Origin of the sequence: uncultured Flavobacterium sp. (assembly GCF_951805225.1) — a bacterium.
Lineage (GTDB): Bacteria > Bacteroidota > Bacteroidia > Flavobacteriales > Flavobacteriaceae > Flavobacterium.
In genome coordinates this window covers 3241682-3264859 of sequence record NZ_OX638201.1, presented here as the reverse complement: position 1 = coordinate 3264859, position 23178 = coordinate 3241682, and the positions used below count along the sequence as shown (strand labels likewise).

At 32.8% G+C, this 23178-nt stretch carries 20 protein-coding genes; 7 read left to right on the top strand and 13 right to left on the bottom strand.

Features of this window, described 5'->3' with window-relative positions; genetic code table 11:
* Positions 1-66 precede the first annotated feature (66 nt).
* Positions 67-3801, bottom strand: a complete 3735-nt coding sequence (locus WN975_RS13135; RefSeq protein WP_337966938.1) for a metallophosphoesterase — start codon at positions 3799-3801, stop codon at positions 67-69.
* 26 nt (positions 3802-3827) lie between these two features.
* On the opposite strand from WN975_RS13135, the gene WN975_RS13130 reads away from it, so the two are divergent.
* Positions 3828-5006, top strand: coding sequence for a DUF5706 domain-containing protein (locus WN975_RS13130; protein ID WP_337966937.1), 1179 nt, complete (start codon positions 3828-3830; stop codon positions 5004-5006).
* A gap of 122 nt (positions 5007-5128) precedes the next feature.
* Here the strand turns inward: WN975_RS13130 and WN975_RS13125 are convergent, their stop codons facing one another.
* Entirely contained in the window at positions 5129-7498 is a 2370-nt protein-coding gene (locus tag WN975_RS13125; protein WP_337966936.1) for a GAF domain-containing protein, read from the bottom strand.
* A gap of 229 nt (positions 7499-7727) precedes the next feature.
* On the opposite strand from WN975_RS13125, the gene WN975_RS13120 reads away from it, so the two are divergent.
* Together WN975_RS13120 and WN975_RS13115 are read left to right on the top strand one after the other, a co-directional pair.
* Positions 7728-8480: an SDR family oxidoreductase gene (locus tag WN975_RS13120; protein ID WP_337966935.1), complete on the top strand. Its 753-nt coding sequence runs from the start codon at positions 7728-7730 to the stop codon at positions 8478-8480.
* Between the two features lie 72 nt (positions 8481-8552).
* On the top strand, positions 8553-9134 hold the full coding sequence (locus WN975_RS13115) for a TetR/AcrR family transcriptional regulator (RefSeq protein ID WP_337966934.1): 582 nt from the start codon (positions 8553-8555) through the stop codon (positions 9132-9134).
* Positions 9135-9255: 121 nt separating this feature from the next.
* Here the strand turns inward: WN975_RS13115 and WN975_RS13110 are convergent, their stop codons facing one another.
* From WN975_RS13110 to WN975_RS13060, 11 genes are all read right to left on the bottom strand, one after another.
* A complete protein-coding gene (locus WN975_RS13110) occupies positions 9256-9765 on the bottom strand; it encodes an Rrf2 family transcriptional regulator (RefSeq protein ID WP_337966933.1) in 510 nt (169 codons plus the stop codon).
* A gap of 36 nt (positions 9766-9801) precedes the next feature.
* Positions 9802-11028, bottom strand: a complete 1227-nt coding sequence (locus WN975_RS13105) for an FAD-dependent oxidoreductase (RefSeq protein ID WP_337966932.1) — start codon at positions 11026-11028, stop codon at positions 9802-9804.
* Between the two features lie 298 nt (positions 11029-11326).
* Entirely contained in the window at positions 11327-12385 is a 1059-nt protein-coding gene (locus WN975_RS13100; protein ID WP_099709076.1) for a nucleoid-associated protein, read from the bottom strand.
* A gap of 43 nt (positions 12386-12428) precedes the next feature.
* Positions 12429-12788 (bottom strand): four helix bundle protein, encoded by a 360-nt coding sequence (locus tag WN975_RS13095; RefSeq protein WP_337966931.1) that lies wholly within the window; start codon positions 12786-12788, stop codon positions 12429-12431.
* A gap of 106 nt (positions 12789-12894) precedes the next feature.
* Positions 12895-13434: a hypothetical protein gene (locus tag WN975_RS13090; RefSeq protein ID WP_099709074.1), complete on the bottom strand. Its 540-nt coding sequence runs from the start codon at positions 13432-13434 to the stop codon at positions 12895-12897.
* A gap of 232 nt (positions 13435-13666) precedes the next feature.
* Complete coding sequence (locus tag WN975_RS13085) at positions 13667-14266, bottom strand: HPP family protein (RefSeq protein WP_099709073.1); 600 nt, start codon at positions 14264-14266, stop codon at positions 13667-13669.
* Positions 14267-14353: 87 nt separating this feature from the next.
* Positions 14354-15634, bottom strand: a complete 1281-nt coding sequence (locus tag WN975_RS13080) for a chloride channel protein (RefSeq protein WP_337966930.1) — start codon at positions 15632-15634, stop codon at positions 14354-14356.
* A gap of 306 nt (positions 15635-15940) precedes the next feature.
* Positions 15941-16330, bottom strand: coding sequence for a VOC family protein (locus WN975_RS13075; protein WP_230716748.1), 390 nt, complete (start codon positions 16328-16330; stop codon positions 15941-15943).
* A complete protein-coding gene (locus WN975_RS13070; protein ID WP_337968990.1) occupies positions 16330-16905 on the bottom strand; it encodes a sugar O-acetyltransferase in 576 nt (191 codons plus the stop codon). Before WN975_RS13070 ends, WN975_RS13075 begins: the two co-directional genes overlap by 1 nt.
* Before the next feature lie 9 nt (positions 16906-16914).
* Positions 16915-17373, bottom strand: a complete 459-nt coding sequence (locus tag WN975_RS13065) for a YciI family protein (RefSeq protein ID WP_337966929.1) — start codon at positions 17371-17373, stop codon at positions 16915-16917.
* Between the two features lie 312 nt (positions 17374-17685).
* Positions 17686-18144 carry a DinB family protein gene (locus WN975_RS13060; protein WP_099709068.1) on the bottom strand — a complete coding sequence of 153 codons (459 nt, stop codon included), beginning with the start codon at positions 18142-18144 and terminating at the stop codon, positions 17686-17688.
* Between the two features lie 140 nt (positions 18145-18284).
* Here WN975_RS13060 and WN975_RS13055 point away from each other — a divergent pair, with 140 nt between their 5' ends.
* The 4 genes from WN975_RS13055 (at position 18285) to WN975_RS13040 (ending at position 23177) form a co-directional block, all read left to right on the top strand.
* Entirely contained in the window at positions 18285-20450 is a 2166-nt protein-coding gene (locus tag WN975_RS13055) for a TonB-dependent receptor (RefSeq protein WP_337966928.1), read from the top strand.
* A 274-nt stretch (positions 20451-20724) separates the two neighbouring features.
* Positions 20725-21132 carry a DUF2141 domain-containing protein gene (locus WN975_RS13050; protein ID WP_337966927.1) on the top strand — a complete coding sequence of 136 codons (408 nt, stop codon included), beginning with the start codon at positions 20725-20727 and terminating at the stop codon, positions 21130-21132.
* A 39-nt stretch (positions 21133-21171) separates the two neighbouring features.
* Positions 21172-21795 carry a hypothetical protein gene (locus tag WN975_RS13045; RefSeq protein WP_337966926.1) on the top strand — a complete coding sequence of 208 codons (624 nt, stop codon included), beginning with the start codon at positions 21172-21174 and terminating at the stop codon, positions 21793-21795.
* A gap of 23 nt (positions 21796-21818) precedes the next feature.
* Positions 21819-23177 carry a histidine kinase gene (locus tag WN975_RS13040; RefSeq protein WP_337966925.1) on the top strand — a complete coding sequence of 453 codons (1359 nt, stop codon included), beginning with the start codon at positions 21819-21821 and terminating at the stop codon, positions 23175-23177.
* Position 23178 lies beyond the last annotated feature (1 nt).

The window sequence follows — 23178 nt, the reverse complement described above, 5'->3', positions numbered from 1 at the left end:
GAAAATTTTTGAAATTCGTGGCAAAAACCTTTGAACCTTTGTTGCTTTGTCCCTATTCACCTACAGCTAGAAGCTGTACGCTGCTCCAAAAATAACTCTTCCTACTTCATCAGGAGATTTAAAATAAGAGATTCTTGCTGTTAAAACGTTGATCGCATTCAGCCAAAGTCCGCCACCATAATCCTGATGCCATTTTCTGGAACTTTCGCCGTCAAGCCAGATTCTTCCGTAATCAAAACCACCTAAAATTCCGTAAGTTAACGGAGCTACAGTGCGCTGAATTTTACCAATCGTAAAACGTAAATCAGAACTTTGAGAGAAATAAGAACTTCCTAAAAAGCGCTCATTTCTATAACCACGTAAATCTTTATCTCCACCTAAAGTTGCACCTTGATAGAATTCGTAATTGTTATTTAGAATAGCTTTTCCTTTTAAAAGAGTTGCTAAAACTAATTTTCCGTTATGATCAATTTTATGTGTAAAACCTAAAAGACTTTCCAGCGTTGGGAAGTTTTGTTTCGTATCATCTAAATTTGCCATCCATGTTGCTGAAATCATAAAAGCTACACCAAGAGTTGGTTTTGCAGCAAAATCGGCATTTTTGAACGCGTATTTTACTTTCATTCCGCCATAAACCTGACTGTCAAAAACTAGTGGATTTATAATATTTGGAGTATCAATAAATCTGTTATCCGTTTCTTCAACTCGCATTTGTTGCAACATTGGCTGAACACTAAATTCACTTCCATAACGTCCAACATGTCTAATAGCGCCCGAAACATTAAACTTTTGAATACGAACACGATTATAATCCATTCCAAAAGTGTCGTCGTTATTTTTAGTTTCGTTACCGTAGCCAAAATAATTCATAGCAAAATTTGGCGTCGTATATTGAGATTCAACATCAATAACCCATTTACCCAATAATCCAGGAAAATGCGCGACATAATTAAACTCCAAACCTCCAGTTGCAAAATAATAAAAACCGTTTAAAACGTGTCTTTGTGTGTAAGGATTCTGTTTGAAATTATTAACCGTATAATTTAAGTTAAAGCCAACTTTTACGCCATCATCAGGATTATATCCAATATTCGGAAGTCCAGAAACCACATTATATTTTGGTTTTTCATAATTATACAAGTTCACATCATAATCATCCGTTAACTGAGTTCTTGTTTTAGAATCAAGATTGTAAGTGTTATTTTTTGATTTAAAATCATAAACAATTACTCTTTTTCCGTTTTCGATATTATAAGTATCATTATTTTGACCGCCAATTAAACGAATTTTAATACTTGATTTTTTATCTCCAATTACTTGGAAAACATCAGAATCATCTAAACCATAAATCCATAAATTTGAAGTTTTTGTATCAGTAACGGTTTTTGTATATATTAATTCGTCACCTTCTTTTTTAACTCTGAAAACTTGAATTTCAAGACTTTTCTTAGCGTTGTGATTGATAACAAACTTGTCTTTTTTATCCGTTCCGGCAATCATTACCGTATGACTTAAAACACCAAAATAAGTTGAAGCATATTTTTGAAGATCTTTTTTTCGAGTTCTTAGTTTTTGCTTTATATCTTCAATTGTTTCATCCTGAACTTCTTTTGGCAGACTTTTAAAAGCCTCGTCAATGTCTTTGTCAGTTAAATTCTCCTGAATGAATTTTGCCTGAGCAATCCAGTCTTTCTCTTCTGCAGTTCTTAAGAATGCCAAATCCATAGGATAAGGTTCCCTGTTAATCCATTTTACATTGTCGATTTTACTTTTAAAAGTTCGCATATGACGAAGTGCCGGAATGTTCATTAAAAGAGAAAGCAAAGTTCCGTCATATTTGGCAAAAGCCTGATCACGATCACGCGGAATTGGCTTGTAGATAACTTTATCTCCAATTTTATGTTCTGCCCAACGCCATTGATCACTATGTCTGTCCCAATCGCCAATAAGCATATCAAATAAACGTGCTTTTATATACTCTTTTTCATCAACGCTATATTTTTCATCCTTATGAAGATTTTCCAGCATATCATCCGTACTAATAATATTGGTTGGATTTCCGAAGTTTTTAGCATCTAAATGATTATCGGCCGGTCTTTCTTCAACCATATATAATCCATCTCCAAAATTCGAATTAAATTCACCCAAAGCATTTTGTTTCGGAATATAATATAAGATTGGGTTTGTATGCAAAATTCCTAATTTGTCTGCCATGCTTCCAATTGCAAAAGGAGTATAAGGATGAGAAGTAGTATAAAAATCAAGAAGGAAATTTTCGGCATAAGTATCTTCAAAATCATTTACAACGTATTGATCTTTAAAGGCAACAGATTGCAAAAATACGGTTGCACTTTTTTTCAACGCTCGCATTACATATTCTCTTCCTTTAGGATCTGACATTCGTAATGAAACAGATTGATGTCCTCCGCCTTCGCGAATTGGTTTTAAACCGCCCATTAAAGTATCAAGAGTTGCAGTTTTGGCTTCGATTGGCAAGCTGTAATATTTTCGATAATGATTTCCGAATAAGAATTTATGAACTAAACTCTTTTGAGTCATTTTCTCAGAATAGATAGAAGTCGTAATCTTTGGCGGAAAATCATTAGAAGGATTTGGTTTCCAGTTAAATTCTTTGGCTTTTATAATTTCATGCTCAAAAAGCTCTTTTTCCTTATTGTTTTCATTTCCAAAGAAAGTCACTTTTGCATCACCACTTTTGAATAAAGTAAGCGTTGCATAACCATTTCCTCCATAAGAGAATTCGGTTGGATTTATAGCTCTTGCAGCTTCAGATTTTGATCCTGCGCCACTAATAATTTGCTTAATATTTTCTTTGTTAACGTATTGCAAGTTGTGATCGTGTCCGGAAACTACAATTACATTTTTCTGAGCCTGTAAAAGCGTTTTAATTCTCTTGGCATAAATTGTATATTGTTTGTTTTGAATATCCTGCGGACTTGCTCCGGAAGTTTTTCGCAATAAATTAATGATAGAACCAATTACCGGCAACGGAATTTTTTGTTCTAAAGGGAACAATTGTTTTTCTAACGAATATTGTCCGCCGTGAGATCCGTTGCTCATCAAAGGATGATGAATGGCAATAACAACCGTTTTTTCCTGATTTTTATTTAAAATACTTTCCAGTTCAGTAAAAAAATCTTCTCTGGTTTTAATGTCGCAATTATCGTTTATAGTTGGGTGATTGTCCCAATCTTCCAGAAACCATTCACTATCAATAGTAACCAAAGTTGCTGTACTGTCAATTTTTACATCTTCGATTGGACAGCTTTTACGAGGCAAAAAGGCTTTTTTATCATTAAGATATTTAGTCACAAAATCAGCCTGACGTTCCAGACCTTTTATGCCGTTGTACCAATCGTGATTTCCTGGAATAAAGATTGTTTTTCCTTTAAAACCTTCCGTCAATTTTAATTGATTTTTAAGCTTCGTTTCAGCCAAAGTTTTTTCAGAAGCATTGTCATTTGCAGGAAAACCTTTAGGATAAATATTATCTCCCAAAAATAATAAAGTAGCTTTTTTACTTGATTTTTTCAGCTTCTGATGCAATAATTCCAGTGTTTGCTGCGCTTGTACTTCGTCAGCATTTCCTGCATCACCAACTAAATAAAAAGTGTGGGCAATTTTTATGGTATCAGTTGCGTTTTCCGTTTGGTTTGCACTAACATTTTTTCCATATTGCGCCTTGTGCGTTGCGCAAGAATAAACAAGTAACAATAGAACTATTGCTATAGAACAAGTTTTAATCTTAGTAATAAAATGATTATCCAAAAACAATTTCATAATTTAGTGGTGTAAAAATATTTTTTATGAATCTAATAGAACAATCCGAAGACTTCGTCAGTAATTTACTCAAAGATAAACTTTCTAATCTATATTCTTATCATAATTTTAACCATACTTTAACAGTAGTAAATGCAGTAAAAGAGCTGTGTAAAAAAGAAGAAGTTAAAGGAGAGGATAAAGAACTTCTTTTAATTGCCGCTTGGTTTCACGACACGGGTTACATAGAAGGTTACGAAAATCATGAACAGGAAAGTGTTAAAATTGCTTCGGCTTTTTTGAAAGAAAAAGAACAATCTGAAGAATTTATAGCAACTGTTTCCAGTTTAATTATGGCAACGGTCAAGGAATATATCCCTAAAACTCATTTAGAAAAAATAATAAAAGATGCTGATTTCGCTCATTTAATGGGAACCGAATATGCAACAACTTGCGAATTATTACGCATCGAATTGAAAAACACCTGGAATTTAAATTTTACTAATGCAGAATGGGCAAAAGAAAATTTGAATTTCCTGATGAACAAACATCGATTTTATACGGATTATGCGCAAAAAAAATGGCAGCCATTAAAAGAGAAAAACCTGCTTCTTGTTCAAAAGAAAATTGAAAAGCAAGAAAAGAAAGAAGCTGATAAAATAGAAGCTGAAAACAAAAAGAAAGACAAAATAGAAAAACCGGATCGTGGTGTCGACACTTTATTTCGCGTTACTCTTGGAAATCATACTCGCTTAAGCGGAATTGCTGATAGTAAAGCGAATATTTTATTGTCTGTAAATGCGATTATTATTTCGATTGCACTTTCATCGATTATCCCAAAATTAGACAGTCCGAAGAATGCGCATTTGGTGATTCCTACTTTTATAATGTTGATTTCTAGTGTTACAACAATAATATTTGCAATACTTTCTACAAGACCAAAAGTAACAACAGGAGTTTTTACAAGAGAAGATATCGAAGCTAAAAAGATAAATTTATTGTTTTTCGGGAATTTCTACAAAATGCCATTAGCAGAATACGATTGGGCAATGAATGAAATGATGAAAGATCGCGATTATTTGTACTCGACAATGATCAAAGATTTGTATTATCTGGGATTGGTTTTACAGCGCAAGTATACTTTATTGCGAATCGCGTATAACCTTTTTATGATGGGATTAATTATTACCGTAATCGCTTTTGTAATCGCTTTCAAGTCAATTTAAAAAGAAACTTTTTGCCACGAATTGCACGAATTGGCACTAATTTATTGAAATAATTAAAATCTGCGAAAATCCGTTTAATCCGCCTAATCTGTGCGCCTTTTATTAAAAAACAAGCTCAACTATTAGTTGAGCTCATCTAGTAAATCCTGATAAGTAATTTTCTTCGCGGCTGGATTAGCCATATTATTGATAACTTTTACACGAATCGCTCTCAAACCAGAAACTCCCTGAAGATCTTCGACCTCAAATTGTTCGATAGCAGGTTCCAGAATTTTCTTGTGTTGCAAGTATTTGATATATTTTAAATATTCTGCTTCTTCACTATTTTGAGAATAGACAATTGTAATTTTTTCTTTCTCAGTAATACGATCTTTTGTGCCTTTAATATTCGATTTATCGATACGTTTTTTCACTACTTCATATCTCGCATTGTAAGTTCCGTCAACATCAAAACGTTTTTCATCCATTCTAAAACGAATAGAAAGCGGCGCACTAAAAACTAAAATCAACGAAGTCACATCCAATTCATACGGAAGCGATTCTTTTAGTTGATGATGTTCCAGTTCCATTTCGCATAAAGTTTGTAATTGCCACAAACGTAAATTGTGCAAATACATAATGTCAAACGGTTTTGTTGGCGCAATAGACGCTCCAATATATAGATTATGTTCAACGCCATCAGTTTTGAAACGCTCGTAATAATGCGGATAAATCTGTTGTGCTTCAACTTGCTTTTTATCCAGAACCGAAGCCAGTTTTTTATTGATAATAGACATTGCATTATCAAACTTCTTTCTTTCTTTATAAAACAAACCGGTTTTTTCGTCCAGACTTTCAAAATACTCACGTTCCAGTTTTTCACTTTTTTCTGTTTCTTTAGTATTCTTCAAAAGCGGATGAATTTCTTCTTCGATATAACGCTGAATATGTTGTTCAGTATCAGCTTTTAGCGGAAAATCTAATTCTTCACGAAACGATTCTAATTCAAACTTTCTTTGTTCCAATAATACTAAATTAGTATTAGGATCCTGAGACTCGAAAATTTCTAAAATAGCTGTTAATTGATTTTTAAGATCTCGTTTAACCGTTTCATTTCTGTGTTCAGACGAACCTTTAATATCAATTTGTCCGTATAACGGATATACATTCTTAAAGGAAATTTCCTTGAAAATATAATCCTTTGTATGATTTGAATTTTGAAAGTAATTTTGAGATTCTCTTCTAAATTTCCAATACACACTTGGGTGAATCGTAGTATATTCACGCTGAATGATAGCCTCAATCTGATGTTGCATATCAGTATTGTAGCGATCAATTGTATCCGTTAAATAGGGAAGAACCAATTCGAGTTTAGTTGCATTTACCGAATTCAAATCCCTTGCGTGCGGAGAAACTAATTCTACAACGCCCAATAAATGTCCGTCTTTTATAACCGGAGCAAAAACACAACTCTGAACGCCTTGTTTCAATAAATGTTCACCAAGTTTTTTGTTTGGTCCTTCTTCAATGAATTTTTTCACATTAGAAATTACCAAAGGCTCTTTATTGTCTAATAATTTTTCGAAAGTACATCCAAAAAAAGCATTCTTGCAATCAATTTCCTGGTCTTTAGAAAGTAGAAAACTTTGCAATTGCGTATCAAATTTTATAGGTCTTATAAATTTTTCTTCCTCAGGATTGTAAACAATAAAACCAACTTGTAAATCCGGAATTTTAAATATTGATTTAAAAATATTAGATACAATTTCGTTCGTTGGACCAGCTTTAGAATCAGGTTTTAGTAAATTACTTTTTAAGTTCGAAATGGCACTTTCTGTAGTAGCATCAAACAAAGAAACAATCCCGAAACCTTTTAAAGTCCAGCTTCCTTTAGGGAATTTGGATTTCCAAAGTTCAAGATCGCCGTAATTATCCATTAACAAATCAATATCTTCCTGAGTTAAATGAACTGAGTTTTCAGTTGGAATAATTTCCATAAAATCAGCATTATACAAAATACGATAATGTTTCTCAACACCGTTTTCATCCGGAATATCGTAGAAGAAAGGTTTATTAAAGTCTATTTTCTGTTTGTAATATACGCCTAATATTAAGCAACAATTATTTACATAGAATTGGTGATCGTCGAAATCACGAATTTCCATATCAAATTCAGATCCTGCATTGCTTAGAATCTTTTTGAAACGTTCTGTATAATTAAAAGATAAATTCTGAAAAGGAATCGTAATCGCTTTTATTTCATTATTTGTTAAAGCAGTTGGAAACAAATCTGCCAAGAGATTTTTGATCAGTGCTTCATTATCTTTAATAGTAGAGTAATCCTTAATACCTGTTCTTAATTCTGGAAAAGCTTCTATTTGTTGTAGTATTGCTTTGGCGTAGTTTGCTCGGTAATCAACATCTGATAAAGCAATTTCTTCAAACGATTCAATTAGCTTATGAAATGATATGATAGTTTTGAAAGGACTTTCGTTGTGTAAATGAATATCCATCTGTGTATAGTTTAGAGATGCAAAATTAAGCAAATATTAAGAATGTTAGCCAATTTATTATTTGTTTCCTTTATGATAGTATAGATATAAACCCTTGTAAATAGGAAGGTTTGAAAGTGAATCTTTAATTTAACTAAATTTTAACATTAATAATAACGGAACGATCGTTCCGTTATTATATCTTTGTACCATAATAATTGAATAATCAATAACTTAATAAATAAACAAAATGAAAAATTTAGAAAACAAAGTAGCTATAGTAACTGGTGGAAATAGCGGTATTGGGTATGCAGCGGCAGCTGAATTAGTAGCAAAAGGTGCAAAAGTAATTGTAACAGGAAGAAACAAAGAAGCTTTGGCTCAAGCCGAAAAAGAATTGAACGTAACTGGAATTGTTGCAGATCAATCAGATTTAAAATCTATTGACAGTTTAGTAGAACAAGTAAAAGCACAATTTGGCAAAGTTGATATTGTATTTTTAAACGCTGGAATTGCAGCTTTTGCTCCGGTAGAATCAGCTTCTGAAGAACATTATGACAGTATTATGAATGTGAATGTAAAAGGAGTTTATTTTACTGTTCAAAAAGTATTGCCAATTTTAAACGATGGAGGTTCTATTATCTTTAATACTTCAGTAAATGCACAATTAGGTATGCCGGGTTCAAGTGTATACGGAGCAAGTAAAGCAGCAGTTTTATCATTAAACAGAATATTTGCAGCAGAATTAGCACCAAGAAAAATTAGAGTAAACGCCGTTTCTCCTGGTCCAATAGAAACACCTTTGTATGGAAAAGTTGGTTTAGAAAAAGAAGAAGTAGAAGGTTTAGGAGCTGCTTTAGGGCAAAAGATTTTATTGAAACGTTTTGGACAAGCTTCTGAGGTTGCAAAAACAATTGGTTTCCTTGCTTCAGATGATTCTTCATTCATTACCGGAAGTGAAATTGTTATCGATGGTGGACTTACTGTAAATACAGTATTATAATTTTTTGAATAATTCAGGAACGATTGTTCCGTTTTTTTATACCTTTGTAATATTAATTGAATAGTAGAAATCATGGCTAGAACAAAAGAATTTAATGAAGATCAGGCTTTGGATAAAGCGATCGAAATTTTTTGGCACAAAGGTTACAACGGAACTTCGGCTCAGGATTTAGTAACACATTTAGGTTTGAGTCGTTCTAGTTTGTATGACACTTTTGGCGATAAGCAGAAACTTTTTGCGCAGTCTTTACAACGTTATCAGAAAAATGCTCAAGATCAAATCGTAAAACTTTTCGATGAATCGGAAAATATAAAAGAGACTTTACGTGATATTTTTAAACAAGCTGTTATAGAAAGTCTTGAAGACCGAATTACAAAAGGATGTTTTATGGTAAATTCTTCTGTAGAATTGGCGATGCATGATGAAGAAATTGCCAAAATTGTAAAAAGCAACAGCCAGATAATGGAAGGAGTTTTTACAAAGGCAGTACAGAAAGGGCAGGATCTAGGTCAGATTTCCAAAGCTATTGATGCCAGAGTTTTAGCAAGATTTATTTTTAATAATTACTCCGGAATCAGAGTTTTAGCAAGAACCGGCGAAAGAGATAAACAAGTCTACGATGATATCGTAAAAGCAATGTTTTCTGTACTCTGAATTGCTAATTAAGACGAGAATATAAAAAATCCCATTCGCCTCGACGAATGGGATTTTTTGTTTTAACCGTACTATTTTCAAAGTAATTCTATAAGTCCTAAATCATATTTAAATGAATTATTTACTTTGTACTAAAAACATTCGACTGAAACCAATCTTGCGTTTTATCAATCATTTTCTGTCCGTACTGTTTTCGAATCATATCATGAACCCATTGAAGATTTTTTTCTCTCAAAGAATCCTTGATTTTATTTTCAGTCTCAATCATTACAAGATGTATTGCACAATAGCTATCTTTTTTCCAAGGAAGTTCTGACTTATCCAGCAATACACAATTGTCTCTGATTTTGTGGCATTCAAAAAACGAAATTTCTCCTTCTACAGCAAGAACGATATCTAAAAATGTGATTTCAGTAGAAGAACGTGCCAGTTTGTAACCGCCTTTCACACCAATATTTGATTTCACTATTCCCGCTTTTTTCAGTTTGGTAAAAGCTTTGGCGAGATAAGTTTCGGATATATTTTGAAAATTCGCCAAATCACGCACCGTAATTGTGCTGTCTTCAGGATTATCTATTAAATACACTAACGAATGTATCGCATATTCTACATTTTTTCCTAAAGTTGGCATAGTAATGATTTAGTCCGTTTCATGAAGTTTCTAATTTTAAACAGCGTTTTGGCTAACATTTGGAACTTCTGGATAAGAATCTGTTAGTGCAGTATCAACGTCATCTGCAGGATAGATTAGTTTTGTAGTAACCTCCATTTTTATATTCTTTCCTTCAATTCCACTAAAAGCTAATGCGCGTTCCCATCCGGTTGTTAGCATACCATCTTCCTGACCTAAATCTACGCAGGTTACATAATCTGTATAATTGTAAGGTTTTAAAGGTTGTGAAAATAAGCTGTTAACAGCATTATGTCCAGCCCATTTTCCTAGGAACATTGAGAACTGGCAAGCCATAAGCGAACTATTGCCTTTATCGTCAGTAGGAATATTTGCGACATCTCCGGCTGCGATTACATTGTCATACGCTTCAAGCTGAAGATATTTATTTACATGAAGACGTCCCAGTTTATCTTTTTCGCCTTTAAAGAAATTGCAAAGCGAACTTGCAACTAATCCAACAGTTGAAATAATTGTTTGCGAAGGAATAAATGTTCCATCACTTAAGGTTGCACCTTTGGAAGTTACGCCAGCCAGCGAAACGCCCGTTACAATAGTAACATCTTTTGATTCTAAAGTTTTTATAACGTAATCCTGTGCTTCAGTTGAATAATAATTGCCTACTTTTTCAGCTTTTTCGATAAGAACTACTTTAAAATCAATCGGATCTTGACCATGTTCGCCTAATATTTTCAAGGCTTTTTCTTTAATAACAGTAACAACCTCAAGTCCTGTTAATCCGCTTCCTGCAATGACAAAAGTTGTAGCGCCATCGTCCTCAAAATTTTTACTTGCCAATTGCGATAAATGATCTTCAAGTCTTTGAGCGCCATTGAATGTGTCTACATTAAAAGTGTTTTCGATTCCGGGAATGTTTATTGCTTTTAAAACACTTCCCGAAGATAAAATTAGATAATCATAGCTCAAACTTAATGCTCCACTATTGGTCGCAACCGTTACCAGATTTTGTTCCGGATTGATAATTTCTGCTTTACCAATGATGAATTTAATATTCAATGGTTTGAAATATTTTTTTAGCTCAACTCTCAAGCCTTCTAATGAAACTTCATATAATCTTGGACGGATCGTTAGATATTCATCCATATTCACCAAAGTCACCTCAAGTTCATCTTCTTTTTGTAATTCACGACTTTGTCTAATAGCGCTCAAAGCACTCCAAAAACCTGCGAAACCTCCGCCGATAATTAATAATTGTTTTTTCATTTTGTTTATAGATAATTACGATAATAATTGTCGCAAATTAAAGCATAATAATCTTACAAAATAAGTTTATTCTTATATTTTTAAATTTATATTTTTTAAAATATAGCTAAATACTTATAAATTAATAAAGAAGAAACTGAAAAAACAAAAAGATTCTGGTTGTATATTTGAAGAAAAAGCGTTGAAATTGATTTTTTAGATTAAAATTCTAACATTTCAGAGCAATAAAAAACGGCAATTACAAATAAATGTAGTTGCCGTTTTTTGTTTTAAGTAAGTAATAGAAAATGAATAACTCTTAGCTTTTTTCTTCTTTATTGAAGTAAACTAAGTAGTAATACATTTGTTTTTCTTCATCCCAGCCTTTTTCAACAAATTTTTCTGCACTTTCAGGGTTGATAAAATCCATTTTAATCTGAATATGAGTATCTAGATTAATAACGTTTTTAATCGATTTTCTTGCGTCAGAAACTGCTGCGTTTGCAATAGGGAATGAGGTTACATCTTCGATGCTGTATTTTTCTCCTTTATCAACTTTATAGTTTTTGAATTCAGGAATTAAGTCCGGATTGTCTAATACTTCATTTAAGAAATTTTGCTCTTCAAACTGGTCGTTCTTAGCGAAATAATTCACTGAACGGTTCATGAACATTACTTCTTCTTTTTTGTCTTCTGCTGGTAAAACAACATCTTTCGCGAAGTTTTGACAGAATTTCAAGTATTTTTTAGTGATGAAGTTTTCATCTTCAAAAGCATCAACTGATAAAAAGTGCTCTAACCAATAACGCGCGTCATAACGGTTACTGTCTACAGTTAGAATTTTGTATCCTTCTTCTTTTTTATAATTAAAAATCAAACAACCTTTATCTAATTTGCTTAAGTTGATACCTTGTTGCAAGATCATTTCGAGGTTACTGTTTTTTTCTTCAAATTGTAAAAAGTCGGCTTGTAATTCACTTTTAAAAATTCCGATAGCGTCAACAACATTATTGTCAATACTTAGATTTGTTAGATAAGTTACATAAACCTCTCCGTTTTTAATGTGCGGATGATTTGATTGCTCGAATAAATGCGTAGTGATTCTTTTTGAAACCTCCTGTAAGTTCCCAGGATTATTAAAAATCTCAGTAGCATACTTAAACATGTCGTTATAATCCAAATCGACTTCGTGCGCAAACTGATAATAGTTTTCTTCTTTCTCTCTAAAAGGCTTAAAAAAGTATTCTTTTATCAAAGGCACAATTTCATCATTTAGATTAAAAGGTTGTTCCGATAAAAAAATCGCTTCGTTTCTGCTCTTGTTTCCTACGCGGTGTATCGCAAGCGTCTCGATGTGGGTGTTGAATAAGTTGATCATATTTAAAGTTGCTGAGGTTCTGAGTCGCTAAGGTTCTGAGGTTTTAGTTTCTGTTTTTTATTTTCTTAATAAACGAAACTAACATTCTCTCTACTTCACGACTATCCTCATATAAATTATTAAATTCTTGTTCGTTAAGATAGGTTATATTTTTTGCAATTTCTAATTGAGTTTGCATTTCAAATAAAGAACCTACTGAAATATTTAAAAAGCGTAGAAAATCTTTATCGCTTTCTCGTCCGGATCCTTCGGCAATATTACTGGATATTGAAACCGAGCTTCGTCTTATTTGTGACGTTAATCCGAAGATTTCTTCTTTTGGAAAATTGTTTGTTGAAAAATAGATTTTGGTAATCAAGCTCATTGATTTCTGCCAGATTAAAAGTTTTCGAAAATCACTCATTTTTATTTTTTATTTAATCTGATAAAATTAATAAAAAAATAAGATAAATCTTTCAAAATAAAAACTTAGAACCTTAGCAACTCAGAACCTAAGAACCTCAAAAAGACTAATTCCAGTTCTCCTCAAATCCGTAATCTTCAAAGCTATCGTCGCCTTCGAACATGTCAAGATCGTCTTCGTCAAGATCATCTTCAAATTCTCCGTAGATATCGTCGTGCATATCTGCTTCAAAGTTTTTTTCGATGGCTTCATCGGGCATTTCTCCGTGTGAGAATAAAGTTTCAGGATATGGAGCTCCTGCAATTTGATCTTCAACAGCAGCCAGTTCAACTAAGAAAGTCCACATATTGATGAAATCGTACACATAGATGATTTTGGTATTTTCTTTATCCAGGATAGAAGATAATGGATAATCGCCCATAGTTCGTTGTTCACCAGGAACATCGCCAGTATCAAAAAGCGGAATTTCATCTTCCTGATTCCAAGTTTCATCGCAGGTATAAAACGAAGCTACTTCCATTCCGTCAAAACCAAAAGCGTTGAAGATAGCATTGTGTAAATCCTCAAGAGTATCTTCCTCAAGAATAGCAATGTCTCTAAAAATATCTTCTTCGGCGTCTAGAATTACTCTAAATTTATAAACCATAATCTTTGTTTTTATTGAAAGGTCAAAGGTAAAATATAAAAAACGAAATACGAATTGTGATTTACGATTTGTTGAAAAGATTTTTATTTATCAGGATGAGCGGAGTCGTTGTCTAATTAACAAACTTTTCGGCTAGTTTGTCATTGCGAGGAACGAAGCAACCACACTACAAAGAAACGCAAAATGATTCAGCAAGTGAGATTGCTTCGTTCCTCGCAATGACAAGTCAAAATTATCTCCCAATCAATCTTTTTCGAATCTTATGATAACGTTTATGATAAGTACTATGACTTGGATAACTTCGGCTTGAAGTCATATTATTGAAAATTAATGCCGTTATAAACAGAATCAAAACACCGTCTAAAACCGGAGAAAGCACATACATATAACCTAAATCTTTTATTTGTGCAGAACCCGTAACGGCAATAAGTGCAGTTGCACCGCCGGGAGGATGAAGCGTTTTGGTAATCTGCATGAAAATAATGGATAACGAAACCGCCAATGGAGCAGATAACCAAATAATATCAGGAACTAATTGGTTTACGGTAACCCCAATAATTGCTGAGATTACGTGACCGCCAATTAAATTTCGGGGTTGCGAAAACGGACTTTGAATAATTCCGTAAACTAATACACTCGATGCTCCAAAAGAACCAATTAGAAAAACAATATCAGTTCCGGAAAAACGAATAGATTCAAGATAAGACAAGATTCCAATTCCGACAAATGATCCTATAAACGACCAAAAATGTTCTTTGGAGTCAATTAGAGTTTCTTTATAAAGAATATAGCGCGTTTTACGATAACTTCTTTTTAATTTTTGATTAGGCATGTGGTATTTTGTTGCGTATTCTTAAGAACTAAATTTGTTTTTGCTGCAGATTAATTATCTGTAAAAGTCTAAAATAAGAGTCTTTTTTTATTTTATTAAACTTGGCGAATAGGAGTAAACGGTAAAAGGATAAATCATTTTTGCGGTATATTTAGAAATTAAACAAACTACTAAAATGGGTAAAAATAACGTGTAATCATTCGTTAGTCCACAAACTAAGAATATTGCTGTAAAAGGCGCATGAATGCTGGCACTTAAAACAGCAGCCATTCCGATAATCATAAAATTAACCGGAATTACATTTACATGGAAAAAGCTATTTAGAACTGAAGCCAGTAATAAACCTAAAAATGCACCAATAAAAAGACTTGGAGCAAAAACGCCGCCATCGCCACCAGAAGCCAGTGTTACCGAAGTTACAATTGGTTTTAAAATCAAGATTCCGATAAAAGTCAATGCTAAAGTCAGCGTTAACGGAATTTCATTTGTGTTGCCAAATATTCCTTTTATAGCGTGATATCCTTCTCCATATAATTGCGGAAAGATGAATAAAGAAACGCTTAAAACTACTGAACCAATTAATATTTTGTAATAATGCGTATCGATTTTTCCAAATTGAGATTTAAAGAATAAGACACAACGCGTTAAGTAAACAGAATTTATTCCCGCCAAAATTCCTAAAAGAATAAAATACGGAATCGCTCTTAAATGCCAGGTTGTAATCGAAACCGTAAATAAAGGTTCTTCTTTTAATATAGATAATAATCCGAATGCGATCGAAACAGCGATTAGATTTGAAATAATAAAAGCTCGTGTTACTTTTCGAGAAATAACTTCCAGAGCAAACAAAATTCCTGCAATTGGACTGCTGAATAAAGCGGTAACTCCGGCAGCAACTCCCGCACAAATTAATTCGGTTTTGTATTGTCTAAATACATTTTCTTTTTGCTGCGCTACAGAACCAATTGTTGCAGAGGCTACAACGGTAGAAACTTCAATTCCAGTAGAACCTCCAAAAGCAACTGTTATTAATCCGTTTATAAAGTGAGATGGGATTTTATAAGAAGGTAAATTTTTTGAAGTGGATTTTGTACTTTCAAAAACTTCCTTGATTCCTTTGTTTTCTTTTTTCTTAAAAAGATAATGTCTTAGAAAATAAATCACAGACAATCCAAAAACAGGGAAAAGAATATACAATAATGGATGTACAGTAACTTCATGAAAGAAGATTTCTTCGTAGTATTCTGTAATTTTTTTAAGTGAAATTCCGAGAAAGGCCGATAAAAAACCTATTAGAATAGAAACAACAACTAATTTTCGGAATTTAATAAATTGATGATTTTTTTTGATTTGCGCCGTTTTGTTCATCAGAAGTGATTTTGAAATCGCATGATTTTTATTTGCGATTTCACAAAATTAGGCAATCAAATCTGTTTTTTAATAATAAACTACCTTTATATTATGTTAAAATTATTAAAATAAGAAAATTCTTTCAGTGTGTTTTTTCTTGGATAGGGGTTATTTAGGTGCAAAGGTTCAGAGGTGCAAAGGTTCAAAGTTTTATTAAAATAATACTATAAAGGGCTTTTTTGTCATTTCGACCGAAGGGAGAAATCACATAAAATGAGAAAACCTTTGTCCCTTTGAATCTTTGCAACTCTGAACCTTTCCTCCCTATCTTTCATAAAACTCAATCGGCAATTCATCCGGATCAGCAATAAAAGTGAATCTTTTTTCAGTCGTTTCATCAATTCTTATAGGTTCTGATTCGATGTTTTTTGTATCCAGAAAAGCGATAGTTTCTTCTAAATTAATGACTTCAAAAGCCAAGTGACGCAAACCAACTGCTTCGGGTCTTGAAGGTCTTTTTGGCGGATTTGGAAACGAGAATAATTCAACTACATAAATACCATTCAAAGCCAAATCAAGTTTGTAAGATTGACGTTCTTCGCGATATATTTCTCTAATAATTGTTAAGCCCAAAACCTCTGTATAGAAGGTTTTAGATTTTTGATAATCCGAGCATAAAATGGCAATATGGTGAACTTTATTTAAAGTAAGCATTATGAATTTGATTCAGGTTCTTGATTTAATTTTCGAATTACTTTCGCTGGATTTCCAACTGCAAGTGAATTGTCCGGAATATCTTTTGTAACCACAGATCCGGCGCCAATAACACAGCCTTTTCCTATGGTTACGCCTGGGCAAATTACAGAATTTCCGCCAATCCAGCAATCGTCACCAATAGAAATTGGCAAAGCATTTTCGAGTGTTTTTCTTAATTCAGCGTCAAGCGGATGTGTTGCGGTATAAATTTGAACATTTGGTGCAAAAAATACATTTGACCCAATATTTACCGGCGCACAATCCAGAACAACACAATTTACATTAAAATAAACATTGTTGCCACAAGAAATATTATAACCATAATCACAATGAAACGGAGGTTCTATATAAAAACTCTTACCAGTATTTGGAATTAATTCGGCTAGAATTTCTTTTGCTTTTTTTGTCAAACGATATTCGACAACATTTAAGCGATGCAATAAATTTTTAGCTTTTCGGCGTTCTTTTACTAAAACAGGATCTCCTGCAACATAATATTCTCCCGAGATCATTTTTTCTTTTTCGGTCATTATAAAAGGTATTTATATTTTAGTCTTGGCAATTTTTTCATGAATTTTTAGAGTTTCCTGCAAAGCTGCTGTTGCGTACCAAGGCGTTAATTCGGCTTCGAGTAATTTTGCTTGTATTGCAGGATCTGTGGCAACTAATGCTTGTGCTTCTTCAATAGTTTCAACATTAAAAATATAGATTCCTCTATAATTTCTGTCGTTTTTCATGAAAGGTCCGGCTACGACAAGTTTTCCTTCTTTGGCTAGTTTTCCAATATTGGTCATATGACCTTCAAATAATTTTTTGGATTCTTCTTTGGATGCCGTAGTATTTGTTCCGGATTTCAAAAGGCAGAATACATATTTCTTCATTCCGTATTCGTCAGCGTGTAATGATTTTGCCAAATTTTCGTCGAATTTTACTTCCTTTTCCTGAGAAAATCCGATGACATTTATAAATAAAAATGCGAGTAATAGTATTGATTTTTTCATAACTATATTTATTTTAAGAAGATGTTTTCTATTTAAAAATAACTCCCACTTTTGTGATTCCGAGGAACGAGGAATCTCTGTAAGAAACTCCATAACGAAAACCCAATCTTTGTCGAGCTTCTAGTGTGATTTCTCCTTCGTCGAAATGACAAAAATGTGATTAAAATCCGTCTAAATTTGCGTTTTCGCGATAGCGAATCAGTGTCATCCGCGTGCCATAAAAAGCACAGTCACCAATCTTTGTCGAGCTACTTGCGGAGATTCCTCGTTCCTCGGAATGACAAGAACTAAGCAAAAGTGGAATTTTATCTATTATAGTAACTTCTTCAAAATAACAATCTGTCCTAAATGATAAACATCATGCTGAATGATTCCATGAATATCTTCATAAAAATTATGATTATTATTTTGATCTATTTTCTCAAAATCAGCATCATTAAAATCACTTAAACAAGCGCTCCATAATTCCTGCGATTTTGCCAGACTTTGCAGCGATTGTTCCCAAGCTGGTTCGGACGAATCTAAGATTGGTACAAAATAATTATGATCAGGAGTTGTAATTATTTCTCCCTGAACGCGTCTTAATATGTTTCTTCTCCATTGAATGAGATGATTTACAATTTCCCAAATTGTGTTTAAATTCGGATTGATTTTTTTATAAGCCTGAGCTGCAGTAACATCTTTTAAAGTATCTGCTAAGGTAACCTCAAGCCACGGATTTCCATTGTAAATGGATTGATATAAATTCGAAACTCTTTTACTTTCTGACATAGTTAATAGTTTTTAGAAACATGTTAGCTAAGATACAAATAAGTATTTTACAACTCATCCTCGAAATTCTACAATTGGGTTATTTAATATTTTTTAACTTAGATTGTTAAAATACATTTGTCTCATCAAAACCAAATGTTATGAAAACCAAATTACTTTTTACAATTACTTTTTTACTTTTAACGTCTTTTATTTTTGCTCAGAATGTTATTTCTGGAAAAGTTGTAGATCAAAAAGGGAAACCGGTTCCGGGAGCAAATATCTATCTGGACGGGACTTATGACGGAGCAACAAGTTCTGAAACGGGAGATTTTTCTTTTGAAACCACTACAACAGGAAATCAAACAATAGTGGTTAGTTTTTTACTTTATGAAACTTTCAAAACAGAAATTGATGTTGCCAATTACAAAAATCAAACTGTTAAATTAAGAGAAAATGTAAACGCTCTTGATGCCGTAGTTATTACCGCAGGAACATTAGAATCCGGAGACAAAGCCAGAGTTTCTGTTTTAAAACCATTAGACATTGTTACAACTGCCGGTTCTGCCGGAAATATTATTGCAGCTTTACAAACTTTGCCAGGAACACAAACTGTGGGTGAAGACGGACGTTTATTTGTTCGTGGAGGAGAAGCGAGCGAAACGCAAACCTTTGTTGACGGACTTCGTGTGGCGCAACCTTATGGCGCAACGACAAATAATTTACCAACAAGAAGTAGATTTTCACCTTTCTTATTTAGTGGAATTGCGTTTTCAACAGGAGGTTATTCTGCTGAATATGGAGAAGCTTTATCAAGTGTTTTGCTTTTGAATACACAAGACGAACCGGACCAAAACAAAACAGATATTGCTTTAATGACCGTTGGTTTAGGAGTTGGGAATACTCAAAAATGGAAAAAAAGCTCTTTTAGTATCAATACCAATTATATTAATCTTGCGCCTTATCAGGCTGCAATTCCGCAAAATGTAGATTGGAATAATCCATATCAATCTTTGGGCGGAGAAGCAGTTTACAGATATCATTTCGAAAGAGGGATTTTTAAACTTTATGCTGCTTTCGATTCAGAGAAATTTGACTTAAATCAGAAAAATGTAAATTTTGTAAATCCAATCAGAACTGATTTAAATAATAATAATTTTTATTTGAATGCGTCTTACAAAGGAGATTTTGGAACAGGATGGCAACTTACATCAGGAGTTAGTTACGGTTACAGTAAAAATAAAATCAAGTATGATATAAATGATGTTGATAGCAACGAAAATGCAATGCAATTGAAATTGAAGTTGAGAAAAAATATTTCGAACTACTTTAAATTATCTTTTGGAGCTGATTATTTTATCACAAAATTCAATGAAAATTTCGATGATAATATTGCTATTAAAGTTGCAAACGGTTACGATTCTAATATTGCCGCTTTTTATACAGAAGGAGATATTTTATTCTCTAAAAAATTAGCGATGAAAGTAGGTTTGAGATATTCGAACAACAGTTTATTAAACGAAAACAATGTTGCTCCAAGAGCTTCTATTGCTTACAAAGTTTCAAAAACAAGTCAGTTTTCATTTGCTTATGGAGATTTTAGCCAGACTCCGGTTGTTGATTATATTAAATACTCTAAATACCACCAGTTTGAAAGTGAAAAAGCACAACATTATATTCTAAATTATCAGTTTACAAAACCTGGACAAACTTTTAGAGCAGAAGCTTACTATAAAAATTACAGCAACTTGGTTCAATACGATACAAAAGACATTCAATACAATTCGGTTTTCAATAATAACGGTTCAGGATATGCAAAAGGGCTTGATTTATTTTGGAGAGACAGCAATTTGTATAAAAACTTAGAATATTGGATCTCGTATTCTTATATCGATTCAGAAAGACAATACAAGAATTTTCCAACGATGGCAACACCAAGTTTTATTGCAAATCACAGTTTGTCAATTGTAACAAAGTATTTTATCACAGATTGGAAATCGCAAATAGGTTTCACCAACAGTTTCACAACCGGAAGACCTTATAATGATCCAAACCAAACTCAGTTTATGAGCGGAAAAACAAAATCATATAATAGTTTAAGTTTTAACTGGGCGTATTTATTGACAACACAAAAAATCTTGTATTTCTCTGTTTCGAATGTAATAGGAACAAAAAATATCTACGGATACGACTACGCAAAATTACCGGATGCAAACGGAGTTTATAACAGACAAGCCGTAACACCAACCGCTGATAGATTCTTTTTCGTAGGTTTCTTCTGGACGATTAGCCAGAATAAAAATGAGAATCAATTGAAAAATTTATAGTTGCTAAGTTACTAAGGTTCTGAGATGCTAAGACTTTAGAAATTGAGAAAAAAAAGCTTAGAACCTTAGCAACTCAGAACCTTAGAACCTCAAAAAAACAATTCAGTCATCAAATTCAACAACTCAGTATCATTTAATTTTAAAACAGTAAAAACCGACATACTTTTGAAGTATAAATAACAAACGAAGTTTTAATCATCAATCAAAAAGCTTAGAGACTTAGGAACTCAAAACCTTAGAATCTAAAAAAGACTAACCTTAAAAAAAAGAAATCATGACCAAAATTATTACAATAATCACATTATTTATCTGCAGTTTGTTGTCTGCTCAAAATGTAAAATTAACTGTTACTGTTTCAGGTTTAAAAAATGATACAGGAATTGTAAAAGTAGGTTTGTACAACTCAGACGGAACATTTCTTAAAACGACTTATAAAAGTCTTACTTCTGAAATTAAAAACAATCAGGTAGTTGTAACATTTGATAATCTTTCGACAGGAGAATATGCAATTTCAACTTATCACGACGAAAACAATAACGGAAAGTTAGATAGAAATGCAATGGGAATACCTTCTGAAGCTTATGCAGCGTCAAACAACGCTAAAGGATTTATGGGACCTCCTTCTTATAAAGATGCTAAATTCCTTATTGATAAAGATTCAAAAATTGAAATAACATTATAAATAATAACTAACAAATTAACCATTTAAATAACTTAGAAAATGAAAAAAATCATCACTTTGATCGCATTATTTGTAGTAGGAATAAGCTCAGCGCAAACACAATTTGAACAAGGAATGGGAAAAGCTTTCGGGCTTTGGAAAGAAGGAAAAAATGCAGAAGCTTCGGCATTGTTTGAGAGAATTGCTTCGGCAGAAAAAACAAGTTATTTGCCTAATTATTATGTTGCATTGGTAAATACTACAACTGCGTTTTCAGAAAAAGATAAAACAAAAATTGATTTATTATTGACAAAAGCCCAAGACGCTTTGGATATTGAATTTATTAAAGATCAGAATAATGCAGAGTTATATGCGATGCAAGCTTTGATTTATACGGCTTGGGTTGTTGCAGATCCAATGACAAACGGAATGAAATATTCGGCTAAAGTGATGGAAGCTTACGCGAAAGGAAAAGCGATAGATCCAAATAATCCACGAATTGTTTTTGGAGAAGCTGATTATCAAATTGGAGGAGCAAAATGGTCAGGTGTTGATACAAAGCCACTTTGTGCGCAAGTTGATAAAGCTATTGAACTTTTTGCTACTTTTAAACCAGAAACACCTTTTTCTCCAAAATGGGGATTAGAAAGAGCTTTGGAAACTCAAAAAAATTGCAAAAAATAAAATTAATTAAAGCAGATTAACAAATGAAAGATCATAGATATGTATACGGGAGTTTAAAAAGCGGAACAATTGTTTCGTTTAAGATTTCTATGATTTTTGCTATAATATTTATAGCGCTTCTGGGAGAAGATTTAACGATCAAAAACGTTCTTGTTACTTTTTTTGTTAGCTGCCTTTATTCTTTTGGACTTGGTTTTGGAAATGGATACATCAATGTGCTCTTAGATAAAAAATGGGATTGGCTCGAGCAAACAAATCTTAGGGTTTATTATGGAATCCTGGTGACAGTTTTGTACACAATTCCAGTAGTTTTAGGAATAAACTATTTCATTTTTGTTGTCTTGCAAAATGTAACTCTCGATGTTTTTTTTGGCGCAAGAATGCTTTGGGTACATCTATTTTATATCATTCTTTCGTTAGGAGTTTCGACTTTCATGCAAGCGAGAAGTTTTATGGTAAAGTGGAAACAAGCTTCTAAGTTTGAAATAACGCAACAAAAGATTATCGCAGGAACGGCAAATGCTAAATTCGAAAGTTTAAAAAATCAAATTGACCCGCATTTTCTTTTCAATAGCTTGAATGTTTTAAGCTCTTTAATCGAAGAAAATCCAGATAATGCACAACGATTTACTACTTCTTTGTCTAAAATTTATCGCTACGTTTTAGAGCAAAAAGACAAAGAATTGGTTTCTGTTGAAGATGAATTGTCATTCGCAAAAACGTATATGAATTTGTTGAAAATGCGTTTTGAGAATAGTTTGTTTTACGAATTGCCAACAACAAATATAAATCCCGATGCAAAAGTAGTTCCTTTATCATTACAGCTTTTGCTAGAAAATACGGTAAAACATAATGTTGTAAGCGAGCAAAAACCATTACATATTCGAATTTTTGTTGATGGAGATTATTTGGCAATTCAGAATGATTTTCAGAAAAAAGAAGTTCTACAAGACAGGCAAGGAGTTGGATTGCAAAATATTGTAAATCGATACGGAATTGTAACCAATAGAAAAGTTTTGATCGAACAAAATGAAAAAACTTTTACAGTTAAAATTCCAATTTTAACGAAACAAATTACGGTTATGGAAAATAATGCAGAATATACAGATGAAAATAAAGCTTATTTCAGAGCTAAAAAAAGAGTAGAAGAATTAAAAGGATTTTATGCAAATGTCATTTCATATTGTTGCGTGATTCCTTGTTTGATCTTCGTGAATTTGACCTTTTCTCCCGGATTTCAGTGGTTTTGGTTTTCAGCTTTAGGTTGGGGATTTGGAGTTGCAATGCATGCTTTTAAAGTTTTTGGATACAGCTCAAATTGGGAAGAACGAAAAATCAGAGAGATTTTGGAAAGAGAAAATAACAAACAAAGCTGGAAATAAT